Origin of the sequence: Pseudomonas sp. FeN3W (assembly GCA_030263805.2) — a bacterium.
In the GTDB taxonomy this organism is placed as follows: Bacteria; Pseudomonadota; Gammaproteobacteria; order Pseudomonadales; family Pseudomonadaceae; genus Stutzerimonas; species Stutzerimonas stutzeri_G.
Genome location: CP136011.1, coordinates 341,527 through 356,967 on the forward strand (window position 1 = coordinate 341,527; position 15,441 = coordinate 356,967).

15 protein-coding genes and 11 tRNA genes are annotated in these 15,441 nt (G+C 45.1%); 6 read left to right on the plus strand and 20 right to left on the minus strand.

All coding sequences use genetic code 11. The features are described from left to right. From P5704_025285 to P5704_025350, 14 genes are all read right to left on the minus strand, one after another. Nucleotides 1-1,206, minus strand: coding sequence for a hypothetical protein (locus P5704_025285; GenBank protein ID WOF82115.1), 1,206 nt, complete (start codon nucleotides 1,204-1,206; stop codon nucleotides 1-3). 63 nt (nucleotides 1,207-1,269) lie between these two features. After that, nucleotides 1,270-1,343 (minus strand) — tRNA-Asp (locus P5704_025290). A 7-nt stretch (nucleotides 1,344-1,350) separates the two neighbouring features. After that, a tRNA-Glu gene (locus tag P5704_025295) sits at nucleotides 1,351-1,425 on the minus strand. Nucleotides 1,426-1,438: 13 nt separating this feature from the next. Further along, nucleotides 1,439-1,514, minus strand: a tRNA-Arg gene (locus P5704_025300). Nucleotides 1,515-1,536: 22 nt separating this feature from the next. Beyond that, a tRNA-Asp gene (locus P5704_025305) sits at nucleotides 1,537-1,610 on the minus strand. Nucleotides 1,611-1,617: 7 nt separating this feature from the next. Continuing rightward, nucleotides 1,618-1,692: transfer RNA gene (locus P5704_025310), tRNA-Glu, on the minus strand. A gap of 13 nt (nucleotides 1,693-1,705) precedes the next feature. Next, nucleotides 1,706-1,780: transfer RNA gene (locus P5704_025315), tRNA-Arg, on the minus strand. Between the two features lie 22 nt (nucleotides 1,781-1,802). After that, nucleotides 1,803-1,876: transfer RNA gene (locus tag P5704_025320), tRNA-Asp, on the minus strand. A gap of 7 nt (nucleotides 1,877-1,883) precedes the next feature. Next, nucleotides 1,884-1,958, minus strand: a tRNA-Glu gene (locus P5704_025325). Nucleotides 1,959-1,971: 13 nt separating this feature from the next. After that, nucleotides 1,972-2,047, minus strand: a tRNA-Arg gene (locus tag P5704_025330). A gap of 22 nt (nucleotides 2,048-2,069) precedes the next feature. Then, nucleotides 2,070-2,143, minus strand: a tRNA-Asp gene (locus P5704_025335). A gap of 7 nt (nucleotides 2,144-2,150) precedes the next feature. Further along, nucleotides 2,151-2,225, minus strand: a tRNA-Glu gene (locus P5704_025340). Nucleotides 2,226-2,463: 238 nt separating this feature from the next. Continuing rightward, entirely contained in the window at nucleotides 2,464-2,877 is a 414-nt protein-coding gene (locus P5704_025345; GenBank protein ID WOF82116.1) for a hypothetical protein, read from the minus strand. Continuing rightward, nucleotides 2,877-4,343 (minus strand): hypothetical protein, encoded by a 1,467-nt coding sequence (locus P5704_025350; protein WOF82117.1) that lies wholly within the window; start codon nucleotides 4,341-4,343, stop codon nucleotides 2,877-2,879. Before P5704_025350 ends, P5704_025345 begins: the two co-directional genes overlap by 1 nt. Before the next feature lie 99 nt (nucleotides 4,344-4,442). Here P5704_025350 and P5704_025355 point away from each other — a divergent pair, with 99 nt between their 5' ends. The 3 genes from P5704_025355 to P5704_025365 all read left to right on the plus strand — a co-directional run bounded on the left by P5704_025355 (nucleotide 4,443) and on the right by P5704_025365 (nucleotide 6,378). After that, complete coding sequence (locus P5704_025355) at nucleotides 4,443-5,288, plus strand: hypothetical protein (protein ID WOF82118.1); 846 nt, start codon at nucleotides 4,443-4,445, stop codon at nucleotides 5,286-5,288. An 84-nt stretch (nucleotides 5,289-5,372) separates the two neighbouring features. Continuing rightward, nucleotides 5,373-6,218 carry a hypothetical protein gene (locus P5704_025360; protein ID WOF82119.1) on the plus strand — a complete coding sequence of 282 codons (846 nt, stop codon included), beginning with the start codon at nucleotides 5,373-5,375 and terminating at the stop codon, nucleotides 6,216-6,218. Further along, entirely contained in the window at nucleotides 6,211-6,378 is a 168-nt protein-coding gene (locus P5704_025365) for a hypothetical protein (protein ID WOF82120.1), read from the plus strand. Before P5704_025360 ends, P5704_025365 begins: the two co-directional genes overlap by 8 nt. 29 nt (nucleotides 6,379-6,407) lie before the next feature. Here the strand turns inward: P5704_025365 and P5704_025370 are convergent, their stop codons facing one another. Then, complete coding sequence (locus tag P5704_025370) at nucleotides 6,408-7,484, minus strand: hypothetical protein (GenBank protein ID WOF82121.1); 1,077 nt, start codon at nucleotides 7,482-7,484, stop codon at nucleotides 6,408-6,410. Further along, nucleotides 7,481-7,972, minus strand: a complete 492-nt coding sequence (locus tag P5704_025375) for a hypothetical protein (GenBank protein WOF82122.1) — start codon at nucleotides 7,970-7,972, stop codon at nucleotides 7,481-7,483. Before P5704_025375 ends, P5704_025370 begins: the two co-directional genes overlap by 4 nt. A gap of 116 nt (nucleotides 7,973-8,088) precedes the next feature. On the opposite strand from P5704_025375, the gene P5704_025380 reads away from it, so the two are divergent. After that, a complete protein-coding gene (locus P5704_025380; protein ID WOF82123.1) occupies nucleotides 8,089-8,454 on the plus strand; it encodes a hypothetical protein in 366 nt (121 codons plus the stop codon). Here P5704_025380 and P5704_025385 read toward each other — a convergent pair. Beyond that, the gene (locus P5704_025385; protein ID WOF82124.1) at nucleotides 8,411-8,938 is read right to left on the minus strand and encodes a hypothetical protein; all 528 of its coding nucleotides are present in this window, start codon (nucleotides 8,936-8,938) and stop codon (nucleotides 8,411-8,413) included. The genes P5704_025380 and P5704_025385 overlap by 44 nt on opposite strands. A gap of 124 nt (nucleotides 8,939-9,062) precedes the next feature. On the opposite strand from P5704_025385, the gene P5704_025390 reads away from it, so the two are divergent. Then, on the plus strand, nucleotides 9,063-11,717 hold the full coding sequence (locus tag P5704_025390; GenBank protein ID WOF82125.1) for a helicase-related protein: 2,655 nt from the start codon (nucleotides 9,063-9,065) through the stop codon (nucleotides 11,715-11,717). Here the strand turns inward: P5704_025390 and P5704_025395 are convergent. The 3 genes from P5704_025395 to P5704_025405 form a co-directional block, all read right to left on the minus strand. Beyond that, nucleotides 11,701-12,108 carry a hypothetical protein gene (locus tag P5704_025395; GenBank protein WOF82126.1) on the minus strand — a complete coding sequence of 136 codons (408 nt, stop codon included), beginning with the start codon at nucleotides 12,106-12,108 and terminating at the stop codon, nucleotides 11,701-11,703. The genes P5704_025390 and P5704_025395 overlap by 17 nt on opposite strands. A gap of 3 nt (nucleotides 12,109-12,111) precedes the next feature. Next, nucleotides 12,112-13,977, minus strand: a complete 1,866-nt coding sequence (locus P5704_025400; GenBank protein ID WOF82127.1) for a hypothetical protein — start codon at nucleotides 13,975-13,977, stop codon at nucleotides 12,112-12,114. 61 nt (nucleotides 13,978-14,038) lie between these two features. Further along, entirely contained in the window at nucleotides 14,039-14,632 is a 594-nt protein-coding gene (locus tag P5704_025405; protein ID WOF82128.1) for a hypothetical protein, read from the minus strand. A 172-nt stretch (nucleotides 14,633-14,804) separates the two neighbouring features. Here P5704_025405 and P5704_025410 point away from each other — a divergent pair, with 172 nt between their 5' ends. Further along, the gene (locus P5704_025410) at nucleotides 14,805-15,392 is read left to right on the plus strand and encodes a TerD family protein (GenBank protein ID WOF82129.1); all 588 of its coding nucleotides are present in this window, start codon (nucleotides 14,805-14,807) and stop codon (nucleotides 15,390-15,392) included. The last annotated feature ends 49 nt before the right edge of the window (nucleotides 15,393-15,441 follow it).

Below are 15,441 nucleotides of genomic sequence, written 5' to 3' on the forward strand. Positions count from 1 at the left end.
TTAGATACCTAATTCCTCTGCAACGTGTTGTTTTTTAAGTGAATTTGAAAGTTTGCCAGAAAGCTCTTCCCAACCGAATGCCAAAAAAAGCTGATCACTTTGTTTGGTGTTAACAGCTTTTGCGATGTAATGACGACCGAATGAGCTTTCTAGCATTTTTTCAATATACTTAAGATCTGGCTCTTCTAAGTATGACTTTACGATAGATGTCATAAGGACTCCCTCTACGTGCTCTTGCCGCTTATTTTCTAAGGCAGTCATCGACAAGCACATGCATTTAATGGTGCTTGACATGATGGGCGTATCCCATGCTCTCAGTTGAATATCGCCAGAAGCCGCTATTCCCCTTTCTAGGGAAATGCCTTTTTGCTCTTCATCATTAATTTGAACGCTGTATTTCTTTGTTGAAATAATTTCTTTTAGTAAATTAAAATATTGGGATCCCAACCCCCTGGAGATATCTTCAAAAACTTTCGTAAATTTTGCTTTGGCATTTTTGTTTTTGATGAGGTTTTCAAGAAATGCATTGTTCGCACTATCAACACTCATTCCGCTTAAAAGATTTTCTACGTACGAAGAAAGTCCAGCACCTTTTATCAACCCACTGACTACAGAATCAACTACATCAAGATGGGTTGACCATAGGTCAATATTATTAATACTAAAGGTGTTGCCTGCAATGATACCTGAAAGCTTTTTATCAAAATCCGATAGCGCTGCGAATTTTTTTTCAGTAGAGTAAAGATCAAGCATTTTTTTTATTGAAGCAGTGTCATTGATCTCAAATATTGCACTCTTGCCCTTTCTGATGAGGATTGAAGTTACTGCACTTGGCATGTAAGAGAGCATCGCTGCCCGAACCCCATCCCTGCCGAAAGGATACATAGGATCTTCTATGCCTGGGGCGAAAACCATACCCTCTGGGCTAAATGGAAGATTCAGCGATAACGCCCTCTTTAAAAATCCATTATCACCGCTTAATGCAATCTTCTTAAGTGGGTTGATGTCGCAGAAAACATATACCTTTTCTAAATCAAAACAATCAGTAACGGTGTCCAATAAATCGGAATACATAGAAAGGCTTTCTTCGATCACCTCTACTGCATCATTCTTGCTAGTTTTGCTGAAGATGTCGATAAAACGCTTTTCTATAGCTAATGCTCTAGATTGAAATTTATGACTGATAAATTCAAATTTTCTGTTCATCTTTACACCCCTATTTAAAGAGTATCAGTGAACAGATAGGTCAGGCAATGATGTATATAAATATGGCGGCTCGGAGGGGAATCGAACCCCCACTCTCGGATAGACAGTCCGGTGTCCTGCCATTAGACGACCGAGCCTTGAAACTGGTGCTCTGTACGGGACTCGAACCCGTGTTGCCAGGATGAAAGCCTGGTGTCCCATCCGCTAGACGAACAGAGCGATAAAGCTAAATTGGCACCCCAGGAAGGACTCGAACCTCCGATCTCCACGTTCGAAGCGTGGCGCCTTATCCACTTGGCTACTGGGGTGTAACGGTACAGCACAGCAAATTGGCGGCTCGGAGGGGAATCGAACCCCCACTCTCGGATAGACAGTCCGGTGTCCTGCCATTAGACGACCGAGCCTTGAAACTGGTGCTCTGTACGGGACTCGAACCCGTGTTGCCAGGATGAAAGCCTGGTGTCCTATCCGCTAGACGAACAGAGCGATAAAGCTAAATTGGCACCCAGGAAGGACTCGAACCTCCGATCTCCACGTTCGTAGCATGGCGCCTTATCCACTTGGCTACTGGGGTGTAACGGTACAGCACGGCAAATTGGCGGCTCGGAGGGGAATCGAACCCCCACTCTCGGATAGACAGTCCGGTGTCCTGCCATTAGACGACCGAGCCTTGAAACTGGTGCTCTGTACGGGACTCGAACCCGTGTTGCCAGGATGAAAGCCTGGTGTCCTATCCGCTAGACGAACAGAGCGATAAAGCTAAATTGGCACCCCAGGAAGGACTCGAACCTCCGATCTCCACGTTCGTAGCATGGCGCCTTATCCACTTGGCTACTGGGGTGTAACGGTACAGCACGGCAAATTGGCGGCTCGGAGGGGAATCGAACCCCCACTCTCGGATAGACAGTCCGGTGTCCTGCCATTAGACGACCGAGCCTTGAAACTGGTGCTCTGTACGGGACTCGAACCCGTGTTGCCAGGATGAAAGCCTGGTGTCCTATCCGCTAGACGAACAGAGCAAAAACAAAAAACCCAGAGGGGTTGCCCTCTGGGTTCTTTAAGAATCACTAGAGGGCGCTAGCCCTCAAATAAATGGACTAGCCAAGCGCGCAGGAGCGATCCTCCCGCTCTTCGCGGACATCAGTAACACGGATGTCATTAGTAATGATGGTCATTGCTTTAGTCCAGGTAAAATGTTTTCTATATTTGTAGATTAACCGCATCTTTCTTCGACGTCAATACCTATGTATGAAATATTTACGGTGTTGGCGACGAATCGGTTTCACAACGATGCTCATGTGCCAGCGTGTCATGAGATTTGTGGAAGCTGCTGGCAATCGGGGATCCATCCGAAACGTATCCGATTTTTGACAGGTACTTGGCTAAATGCTCGTTTTGAACGGACTCAACGTATACGGCAAGCCCATATTGCACGGCGAGTGACTCGCAGTGCTTCAACAGGTTTTTAAACAAGCCTTTGTTTTGGCAAGATTCTTTGACATCTACAGATGAAATATCAAGCGTTCTTGCCATCCTGCCCACAATACAGTGGGTAGCAATTCGGACATAAAGTGTATCAAATCCCTTGATGTTTAAATGTAGTCTGTGCCCAAAAGGTTTTTCAATACCAGCCTTTACGAAATCATCAAGGGGCTTATAAATGTTTTTCATTAGATATCGAGCTCGCTTTTTAAAACCAATTTTTTAAATTCCGGTCGATTAAGATCTAAAAGCATTCTACCGGAATTACAATTCAAGATAAACTTGCTTTGCAAAGAATCACGATTTAGAGAAAGCAAAAACTTTTCTATAACTGCTAAGTCATTATCGCGCGTAATGAGTTTAGCCACATTAGTAGCTATAGACGATAACTCATTAAAGCAGTAGAAATAGTCATTTTGACTTAGTCGCTCAGAGTAGGGAGCATATACGTTATCAGTAATAAAGGAAATCAGATTATCAACAGCCTTTGGTGTTATTCTACTTCCTTTTAGGGGAATGCTGCCAAGTGACTTTAAAATGTCAATATAGCTAGAGCTGCTGATCTTATTTGAAGACATAGCCTTGCTTACCAACCTATTAAAAGCAAACTCGTCATTTTTGAGTAGAAGGTCGACAGAGAAAAGATCCGTTAAAGATAAAAGAACGCTGATCGCCTGGTCTTGCTCAAGACTTTCTATATCAGGAACCTTGACGAAATTCGAAACATAGTGTAAATCGGACTTGTCAAGCGAGTTGTGGGCCGCAAAGGTGAACGGCAAAAGATCCTTTGTATTAAAGTCTTCTAATACCTTGCGTAGAAGGTCTGAAGTTAAACTACAGCCATCACTGCATTTTGATACAATATTCAATAATGCTCTTTGTAAGTGATCTTGACTATAAAAACTGAAGCGCTCATGAGCCAAAAAGGAATCAAAAAGAACATCTATAGACTTCCTGTTTAGTGCTGCGCTTCTTGAAATTAAAAGATCAACCCCAAGCACCATTTGTTCAAGAGACTCAGAAGTGCACAGGACTTCATCAAGATAGTTTCCTACAATATCAGAGTAGCCAACCATGTGCATTAAGTAAGCAACTTGAAATACAGAGCTGTAATAAAACGAACTCTCTTCATGTTTAATGTCACTAACAGCAGAAACAAAGGTCTTCCGCAAATATTCCTTATTGGTAGTTAAAAAAAGAGATTCAACCCATCTCAGCTGGAGCAAACCATTGTTGTGAAAAATACTTGAGATTGAGGTTGCGCCTGAAAAAATGGCCTGGACAATTCCAGAAACGGCCATATCAAATGGTATAGAAGTCAACTCGATATGTTTAGCATCGTTTAAGTCGATACATGCGTCCAAGCCAAACCAGCCCGAATGAGAAATCATGCAACTATGATACCCAAGGCAAGGCTCCACCAGAGGCAGCTTAACTCGAACGGAAAAAAGCGGATTTAAGCCAGATCGAAGCAATTCAATAGCATCGTAAGGATTGGTGCTAGAAATATATCGTCGAGCAAACACCCTATCCTTCGCCAGAATCTGATGCTCTGTGACGCCCTTTTGAGCCGGAATAGCTTCCACGTCCTCATAAAAGCCTGAAGCCATGAGACGCTGGTTAACTAGATCCTTGAGACTGGAAATTACGGGCATGGTTACCTCCTTTCGCTCAGTATAGGGCATCCAAATTATAGGAATCCATAGCGCACTCATATTCTTTATTGATACTCTATCAAAAAGCGGAGGCTACCAATGGGTTCATCAGTTATCGTCGCCATAAAGCATAATCACAATAGAGCCTTTTCACAAAGGCATGAAGATCTTATTAGTCTCGAAATCAATCTTGATGACTCAATCCCAAAATCATTCACGTCCAATAAAATCATGGAATCCGGGCACCATTTTCGAACATCTGAGCTAAGGGATATGGGCATACTGGTTAGTAAATATCATGATAATGATTATAATACAGCTCTAATTGTTAATCATGATTTCATGTTAAGTCTTGACGGATTACAATCACTTAACTGGGATAAAGTTACCGACGAGAAAACCTTTGTCCGGCAGTTAAGCCATGCAATAAAGAAAAATAGCTATATTTTTAGGGAGACCGTGAAGAAGGGTTATAAGCTATATCCTTCAGAACAGCCAGCACCTTGCAAGGGCGATAGCCCAATAAGCTTATTTGTAATGCAAGCCGATACGCTATCTGAAGCTACAGAATCTGGGAATTTAAAAAACCTGTTGAGTTTTTGTGAGCATGGAATTATGTCACGCAGAACATTCGGCAGCTTCATGATAAACGACGATAGAAAAAGCTTATTGCACTACTCTAATCGGATTGAGTACCTGGGAACACTTGATAGAAATACTGGCGCACTAATAAGCATGTCTTATGGTCAAGCCAAACTTATCAAGATACCGAATAGAATTATCAGCATGAAACTCGAAGTGAATGAAGCGATTGAAATGGATAATTACAACAATTTTCTCACTATAAAAAAGCAAGCATTTAGGAATGTGCTTGCTGCCTTCGGCTTCACGTCGAGGAAAGAATCAGATCTTGAAAAAAATAACAGCTCCAGTCTGAGCTGCTAATAGAAAATCACGACTGCACTCAAGAAAAATGTCTTTACAAGAAAGGAGCGCATACAACATTCTGTTAGAAAAGAGGTAAACCAAATGGCAGCTCACGATGCTTTTTTCTATTCTTCCGTGTCACATTTTGCCGATAAGAATCACGCCGCCCTGGCACGCCTATTCGATGTCAGTGAAAATGAAGTAACTACCAGTGACCTTGTTCAGCTACTAGAGCACTCAATCGGTGAGCAAATGAAGGCATACTTCGAGCGCAAAGGTCGCTTCGATACCGATATTTTAAAGGAACTGGCTTTAGTGCCACCCGCTGAGCGAAGCATAACTGCACTTGCGCCACGTGTTGCTCGGAAAGAATTCGGCATGGCAATGAATAAGCCAATTCATAAAGCAAAAATGATAAACCCTAAATACGGAGCAGCACTCGATCAGCTGATTGTTTTATGGAGGCGAAATCGTATGCGCAAAGAAATGGAGTCACTTGCTGCCTGTTCAAAAGATATTGAATCATACACGCTACGACTTTTAAGTGCTCTCGACAGATTTCGTGATCAGCCAAATTTCGAAAACAGGCTTCGTGTGAAAGCCGCCATGTCACATGTCAACAAGTCTCTACTAAGGGCGCATCGCAGAGCTCGCATCGGAGCCGTATGGGCCTTAAGGTCAGGATACTCCAGCGAGGCTGTCTCTAAGGCTATTCATCGCCTATACCTCAAGAGAATGAGAAACCTGACCACAGGCATGGCAAGGCTTGACCACTACATAGGAAAGCATGGCATACAAAGCCATATTGCTACAGGAATTCAGCGGCGACAGAAAATTTTGACAAGAGAACTAATGAATGCAACTGCAAGCCCTGAGCTATATCAGCAAAAAACGCGTTATGCTAATAGACAAGCTCGTGACATTCTAGGAGATTTGTCGTATGGCTGATTCTTTGCAAAAAGTCCTCAATCCTCATAATGAAACGCTGACTGATGAGCAAGAGGAGGTGTTGACGCTGTTCACGGAAGTGGAATCCGAGATGGCTTCGTTAGACAGGCTTTCTGCTCTTATAGGCGCAAGAATAAAAGAAAGCACTAGTATTCACTGATAGCCGCCTGCGGCGAATGAGCGACTTCTCTAGATATCGAGGTCGCTTTTAATCAGTCTGGACTTCATTGCCTTGTTAATGGCTGGATGGGCGGCTACGGTTTTTGCTGACAAACCCATCATCAAATAACCAGCGAGCTCACTTTCAGACAGCGCCGCTTCGTAAAACCTCTCTGGGTTATCACTAATAAGCTTTGAAAGGTAGGGTTTTTCGTTATGTGGAATGCGCATAACACCCTGCTCAATAACTTTTTGCACAATTTCATTTGCTGGAGTTTGGTCGAGGTAATGCCTTTTTAGAGAGCGCGCCATCTCTTCATTATAAAGATGATAGGGTCTGCGCCAGTAAATCTCTGAAATCCCCTTCCCTGGATCACTAAGCGGCGATAGTAAAATTTCATGCGATGCGCATATAACCCCATCTTTCATAAGCTCATCGCCGCAAGGTAAAAGTAGCAGTACGCCTAGCGATGAAAGTCTACGCATGCTTATTGGAAGTCGATAAAGCTCAGAGCGCCACGGAATATCACCCTCAAGGTTCCTGAGTGTTTCACTTACTTCATGCGCAAGTGCCAAGTACAGAACAGCATCAGGAATTTCGTGGATCTTTTGTCCTGATTCCAATGCAAAAAACCATTCAGCTGCATGCCAATAACTCTCCTGCTCTTGCATGCTGAAATCAAAAATCTGTTTTGCCAAAGATTTCGGAATTTTTTGAGATTGAACGAAACAGCGCAATAAACGCCACCAGGCGTTTGCACCAGAATCCCCGGAGTCACATAGCAATTGCTGAATAGATACGTGTGAAGCTTTGGGCAATATCAGCTGATAGCCTTCGTTAGCTATAGCATTCGCCAGTGATCGCAGAATTGCTGGATGTTTCGCAGACAGTGAGGCCAGGGCACTTGCATAGCAGTTCTTTGTGCAAGCAACGCCTAGTTTATAACCATCCTCGGCTTCATCGGATGACGCTAGAAATGCGGCAAGTGATTTCCAAAATAGAGGATTACTCTTATGCAAGCTGATGGTCACCTTGGCAAGTGGATTACCAGGGTGACTAGTAATCAGCTCTTTTGCAGCGAGTTCATAGTTATAAATATCACTCATATCAACCGAGCGTAGCTTTGCAGTTCGATAAGGGTGGCCCGCAACCTGCTTTCGCTTGCAGTATAGAAACCTACACAATGAAAGTCATCAAAGACTAGGCCATTGGCGAGCATGTTCATATAAGCAATGTCTTTGCCTTTGATGAAATCATCAACAAATGCCTTAGCCTTGTGGCTGAAAAACCCCATCACATAGCCGTTGACTTCAACCTTTTTAAATTCCCTAGACAGGCCGTGTTTGTCTGCCTCGATGAGAATGCTGTTCACAAAGCTTTCTTCAAGAAATTCGTCAGCGCTTGAGTGTATCAACATGAACGGGCGAGACTCATCGTTATTGGGGTCTTCGTTAAATTCACGGAGCATGGCGCGAAAGGCGTTTATTGATGCGCTCGCCTGCTCAGGAGATGTGGTGGCATGAACTGTGGGTTCAATGAGGAGCTCTATGAAGCTTATCGTCTTGTTCAACATCTCACGCTTGCTAGAACTCATCTTAAATCTCCGGTTATTTGTCCTTCATTATATAGCCAGGCGTTGACATGTCAAGTAGAAAGTGCTTGCGCCTTTGCCAATAGTTGATACATAGTGAACTACAAGAGGGTCAAAACATGAACGATGTAAAGATTAACCGAGTAAATATCGATGCTGATGTCAGAAGCTTTCACGGTGAGGCCAGGCAACTGAGTTTATCCGCTGATGAAGACCGCTTCAGCAAAATGGTTTCAATCCTTGATAAAGGCGAAGTCTCTGCATTTGAAAAATTTGCATCAAGCAAAGGGCTTGTTCAAAAAATTGAAATGAACAGTCTTCCTTCAGATTTTGGGCAAAATGACCATGGCGTTGCATCAATCAAGGATCAGCTCGAAGCATTCAAAGCCGCTCGGGCAGAGCCAGAGCGTCCTTCATTCAAGGCCTTCCTTGGATCGCTGTTCAGCAGGGAGAGGGAGTATGAGGATACTGGCCTTGGTCGCTAGATGAAATGAGACTGATGTTATTCTCAAGAACGTAATTACGTATCGTGGTGGCATCTTGAACTGGGTGATGAGTTAGCTTATTTGACTCCACCCAGTTTTCGTACTCCTCTTTTTCTTTCGTAGATAATACGTCTAAAAGAGTCTTTATTGAGAAAGCCATCTTCACACCACTGTCATCGAACAGCTTCTTTATCCAGTACGAATCCCACCTGCTGTCTGAATAAATTGACTTCCCCTTGAAAACAGCATTCATTTCTCTCGCCACCAAGAAGGCGTCACGACCCTGCTGGGTCAACTGCTCCCTGTCGATCCCATGAATGGCTTCAGCAAAGCTGTCCCACTCATCCCAGTCTTCGAGTGGGCAGATCATCCAGTACCACACCTGCCCGTCCGGGCCGCTGACGCCTATCGAAATCGGATAGCTGTGCTCACTAAGGCCGCTTGACTCACAGTCTAGGATCAGCAGGTCATTGGAATCTTTCATTAGGCGTCTCACAACATTGAATAGGCTTACCCGAGAGGATAACGCAAAAAATTCAAAATTTCTAATCCATCCAGGTTTATTGACGCGTATACTGATGACAGGTCACCCAGTTTGGAGTGAGTTTATGCGTGCGTACTCAACATTTACATCCGATGATCTGCTGTCAGGCCACAATGACTTACACCCGAAATTGCTCCAGGACGCTAGACGCCTGGCACTCCACTCCCAGCTTGCTTGCTGGACGTCGACAGATCTTCTCAGGGAGTTGATATCCATCCGAGGTAAATTAACTTTAAACAGGTCGCTTGATAAAAAATGGCCGTTTGAAATCGTCAATGGTCGCGTCATACGCGATCTTACTGAAACGCAAGCATACAACGCGCTTATAACCGGTGACCTTGAGTCCTCACTCCAGGCCATTCCTGCTGCTCTACAAAACGGCATTAGGCTTTCCAGGCTGATAGAAGCGCAGAGGGCCAAAGGAATAGGAGTCTATTTCAAGACTACACTAAAACTAAGGACACAGTGGTATCACGATTACCAATACCATGATCAACTCGCGGCGGAAGCTATGCTCGCCTGGATAGGAATGTCCAGTTGTAGCATTAAACAGTTATTGACTAGCGAAAGCCTTTCGCGTGATGAAATCATTCTTTTGGAGATAGTCAAAGGCCACCGAAAGACAATAGCAAGCAAGGTTTTTATAAAGGGCGTTGAATCAACAATAAGGCATATTCCTCGCTCTTTCATCTTGAGTCCCGACTTCGCTTTTACTCTTATTCCGGCAAGCTCGGACGGATTCACCACAACCACTGAGTATTTCTCAGCGATAGACGCTGAGTTTCAGAAGATAATTGATACAAGCATGGAAATCACTGAGCCACTCCTATCCATGATCCCTGATCATACGAGGCTCTTGCTCATGAGCGACATCAATACATATGAAGCCGTTATGCATTTCAAAGACAATGTAACGCTAGCGCTCAACAGGCACACATATGCTGAGTCATGCCAATTAGTCCTGGATGTGGCTGGTGAAAAAGTAGAGATCATTTGCCCTTTATCATTGCCCAGCAATATAGTTTTAACCAGTGAGATGTATGAGTCCCTCTGCGTTAGAGCGCGCAATAGCATGGAAGAATCTTTCAATAACTTAAAGAAAATAGCCGGATCATTTGATCTTGGGCTAATAGAAAAGCCATTTTTACTAAAGCTTTTGCGAATGAAGAATCGTCAAATGAAAAAGTCATTCTTTCCAATCATGGAAAAAATAAAAGGATCAATCGCCATGGCAGACATACTAGAGTCTGATCCAAGATTTACGCATTATCATGATCTTTATCCCGCAAGAAATATCAATCGCCAATGGATTGCCTACCTTGGCCCAACAAACAGTGGGAAAACACATAGCAGCATGAATGAAATGGCTGCTGCTGAAAACGGAATATACCTATCGCCCTTAAGGCTCATGGCCTTAGAAAATCAAGAAAGACTTGAGCAATCTGGCATACCTTGCTCGCTCGTAACCGGTGAGGAGCAGATTATAAGGGAAGGGGCATCACATTACTGCTGCACTGTTGAAGAATTTGCACGCTTCAAAAATCGAAAATGGGACGTGGTTGTGGTAGATGAAGTGCAAATGCTCTGCGACCAACAGCGAGGGTGGGCGTGGACGGACGCATTAGTGAGTGCGCAAACACCAAGGTTGATAGTGACAGGCCCTGGCGCTATAGAGCCAACAATAAGAAGCCTTGCGCAGATCTGTGGTGATGAGGTAGACGTCCTACTGAAAGATCGCCTGACAGATCTACAGATAGCTTCAGGGCCTGAAAAAATAGAGACCATAAGGGCCGGATCAATTATTGTCGCTTTCAGCAGAAAGACCGTTCTGGATATCAAGCGCATGCTCGACGCGAAAGGCAGATCCACAGCGGTGGTCTATGGCGCGCTGTCTCCTATGGTCAGAAAAGAGCAGGCCAGATTATTTCGTGAGGGGGAAGCAGAAATTATGATTGCCACAGATGCCATCGGCATGGGGCTCAATTTGCCTGCCCATTCTGTTTATTTTTACGCTGACTCCAAGTTTGATGGGCAGTCTGTTCGCCCACTAACAAGCCAGGAGGTTAAGCAGATTGGGGGAAGGGCGGGTCGCTATGGGCTTTCAGAATCAGGAACAATAGGCGCCTTTACTTCTGAAGCTTTATCCAGCATCAGGAGCAGATTCAAACAAATTGACAGGCCCGTAGATCTTCAAAAATTCCAAGTCCGTCCTACACTTGCTCATCTATCCACACTGTCTGAAGTACTTGGCGAAAAAAGCCTTCTTAAGGTCTGGTTAAGCTTCATCAAGACAGTCAATTATGGAGAAGCATTTCGCGCAGTCCTGCCAACTGAACTCATGGAGTGGATAAGGCAGATTGACAATTGCGAAATAGATCTTGAACTACGGTGGATTTTTGCATGTGCTCCGGTGCATGGAGGGCTGGACGGTTACGCTAGTCAGTGGTTACAGGAGTGGTTGCGGTGCCTTCATAAGTCAAAGCCAATCACCTTGCCCATGTATTCACCTCAGCCTGGCCTCAAAGGCTATGAAGACGCTTTGCACATGATTGATGCATACCTTCATCTCGCCAGAGTTCTACCCGATCAATTCTTTCAAGCAGCCGATGCAGAAGCCCTGAAAACTACAATGAATGACAAAATGATCGACGCACTATCGACGCGTCGACGAAACAGCAAAACAAAGCCAAGCGCTGAGTCGACTACAATGCAATGCTAGCCTCACAGCCAGGTTTAGTGGGAGCACGAAGCTCGCGCTGAACCTGTGCTGTAAGAAGATCAACCATCATGCCGTAACGATCCTTGGCGGGCGTTACGTGAGCCAAGTATTGCGCGACCTGCTCAATGTCCTCGATGGGTGCAATCCTTGACCACGGGCCTACCGCTGGCGAAAGAATGCTTTCACTTTTCATGCGTGCATGAATGCCATCAGAAAGTGATATTTTTGCATGGGTTGCCGGATCAACAGTCACCTCCCCCTTTCCAGCCATAACTATCATTTTCGAGTGATCCACGACTAATCCTTTTTCAAGGCTGTCCTTGATTGCCATGGCAAGTGCCGCTTCAGAATTGAAGCCCATAAGTTCAGTGTAATGTTTGATAACGTTCATTGCTTAGAGCTCGAAGTCTGTCGATAATTTTTCGCGGCCCACTCGTCTTCTTATTTTATTGTCTAGCTTATCCAGCACGCCGCTCAAGTCGAAGTTGTTCACCACAAACTCGATTTGCTTTTCCGTGCTGGCGGCCTTAACAACTTCCATAATGTCAAATCTATCGAGGAGCCCTTTTATTTTTTCAATGTCTTCTGGATCTTTGAGACGGCTAGATTTAGTAAGAAGGGCTTGCGGGGTTTCTCCGAAATTGGATGCAAGTCGTTTATACGCACCACCCAATCTTGCTCCAAGCCTTAACTCTTTACTTATCCCATATGCTCCGCAAATGGTTTCATATTTCATGGGAAGACTTGGATCTTGCGCAGAAGCATTTTGTAAATTGAAATCTTCTTTTAGCCATGACACCTTCTCCAGATATTCCAGAGAACCCTTCAGGCTAATGTAGGGCGTAAAGCCCAAATATTCTTTCGCATATCTGAGCTCTTTTTTGAAATCCTCTAATGCCTGGTCAATATCATCACAAGACTGCATAATATGCACTGATTGTTGCTCATTTCGATACGTTCCGATAGTTTCGGATAGGTACTTCCTCATGAACTCTACTTCATGCGATGTTGTCATTAACTTAAGCGTGCTGACGCTGCAAGCATCATGCGTGATCGACACTACACTATTCTGTAGTGATTGCCCCCAGTAAGCACCCCTTAGATAAAGCCTGGTTCCAATATCATTGCTAAACAATGAGTATTGCTGCGGGCGGCTTCCAGTCAGCCATTCAACAACTTCCGGCCTATGGTAACGCATTGCTGTTGATAGCTTTTCATCAACCTCGACACTCTGTTCACTTATGCTGCTATAAGGGATAAGCATTGTAATGTGGCTTTTGCTTTCAAGAATCCTGCTTACAGACTCATGAGGCAGAAGCGTCATGGCCATCGCAGCTTCCACGTCCTCAACGCAATTATTGCCTGAAACTTTAAATCCTCTGTACGGAACGACAGATGAGCTTGTTTCTTTTTGAGTGACGGGCATGGCTCTAACACCGCCAGCAGCCTCAACTGCGTTAGCTAGCGCCGGCTCAACAAGCACTGGGAGATACTTTGGAAAGTTGCGTGCATTCCAACCCTGTGACGTATCTGGTTGATTCAGCCTTAGGGCCTCAACCCGAAACGCCTCTGCAAGCATTTTTCCTGTGGCAAACTCCGGCTTGCCTGATTTGATTTCCTTTATCAGAGGAATTCCCTGCTTCAGCTCCTTAAGCGTTTCCCCGACTAAATCAACTTGTGCCTGGAACCTCTTCAGAGTCCATGGATAATTTCTGGATGTGTGCTCATATTGGCTGAAATCGTCTGGCATCTCTAGCCCGAGTTTTGATAGCAAAACAATTGCATGCTCATCCCAATTTGAAGGGTGGCCAACAAAAATAAACAATCCTTCCCGTTGAGAATATCGCGAGCTGAATAGCTTCACATCAGTTATTAATTCTTTGGCGAAAGCGTCTTTATCAATAAGACCAGAGTGGGCTGTGAGCGCCAAGTCATACATTGAACGGGACATATAGGTGCGGATTAACCTTCCCCTGGATTCTTCATCCAGTGGTTGATCAGCAAGTGAATTCAGAAATGCTGCGTAACCCGGTATATTTTTTACCAAGGAGTCTTGAAATAATCCGTTCAAATCTTCCGCACTATAAGCGCTTCTTAGCAACCCCTGCTTAAATTTATCGTTAAATAGATAGGGGGCTTTCTCAAGGGTTTGAACAACCTCCCGCAAAGAAATAAAAGGCAAAATTGCCGAAACAATATCCCCACGACTTTCTCGGATGGCTTCGCTATACAACTCGCCTATAATACTTTCAATGCTCATAAGATATTCCTGGAAAACTGCTTTGTATTCATCACACCAGAAAATATCACGCGGCGTCAACCTATGGCTGATAGGCGCCTACATTGATTAGGTTTTCCATAGCCATGTTCATTGAGAGCGTGCACCCATAGAAAAGCAATACCGAGACCGACACTGCGGCAAGGATGACCATCCACGGCTTTACGTGCTCAAACCTGGCCTCGGCCATTTGAAAAGCGAACAGGGTTGCCGTGCCTGTCGTGATCGTGATTATGGAGCGAATTAACGACAGAGGATCCATTCCCACCTGCCATGCCACCAGAGAAAAGAACCCAACCATGAGAGTATGGGCCATGAAATATCCATGGAAGACCAAAGAAGAATTTAAAAAACCTTCGGAAAACCTAAATAGAAAGTCGCCTTTGCGATTATCACATAGCATCTGAGGCGCTGTGAGTAACGCCATCATCATGGCGAACATCATCACGAAGAAGCCGATCACCACAGGATTCATGCTGCTTAAAGCCGCCCCAATTGAAGCGAACAGTAATAGATAGAAGGCTGCCAGGCTGGCCTTCATCATCGAGGGCTCATTGACCCACAGCCTGAACAGTTGAGGTGCGTGTGTGATTGCCCCGAAGGTATAGTGGATAGGGTGAACGATTTCTCTAAGCATGGTTTAATCCTGTCAATTCACATTGATCATATTACGAAAACAAGGCGTTGGAAAGCCGCCAGTGGGTCGCTTCTCTGTGTTTCTATGCTGACTATTGACAGAATGTCATTTTAAATGTATAGTTATCTGCAAATGGCTCAGCGCCATTTCAAACACCACAAGGAGATGCAACATGGGAACCCTGAACCTCGACAAAGGCCAGAAGCTCAACCTGGACAAGGTTGCGCCCGCGCTTTCAGTAGCCATGATCGGCCTGGGCTGGGAGGCACGCACCACCGATGGTCAGCCGTTTGACCTTGATGTCAGCGCCTTCATGCTCAATGCCAGTGGCAAGGTGCGAAGCGATAAAGATTTCATCTACTACGGGAACCTGAAATCCATTGAAGGCGCCGTTGAACACACTGGCGACAACCAGACGGGTGACGGCGATGGTGACGACGAATCCATCAAGGTGAACCTGGCGATGGTTCCTGAAGATGTGCAGCGCGTCGTTTTCACCGTAACGATCTACAAGGGATCTGAGCGCCGCCAAAGCTTCGGCCAGGTCAAGGGTGCGTATGCACGCCTGATCGACAACGTGACTGGCGCCGAGATCGCGCGCTTCGACCTGACTGAAGACTACAGCACCGAGACCGCAATGCAGATGGTCGAACTGTACCGTCGCGATGGCACCTGGCGTTTCGGTGCTATTGGCCAAGGCTATACTGGTGGCCTGGCGGCAATGGCTACCGACTTCGGCCTGGATGTGGTTGGCGGCTAATTGCCTGTTCAAGCGCGGGCCTCCGAAGGGATCCGTGACTGAGAAAGGG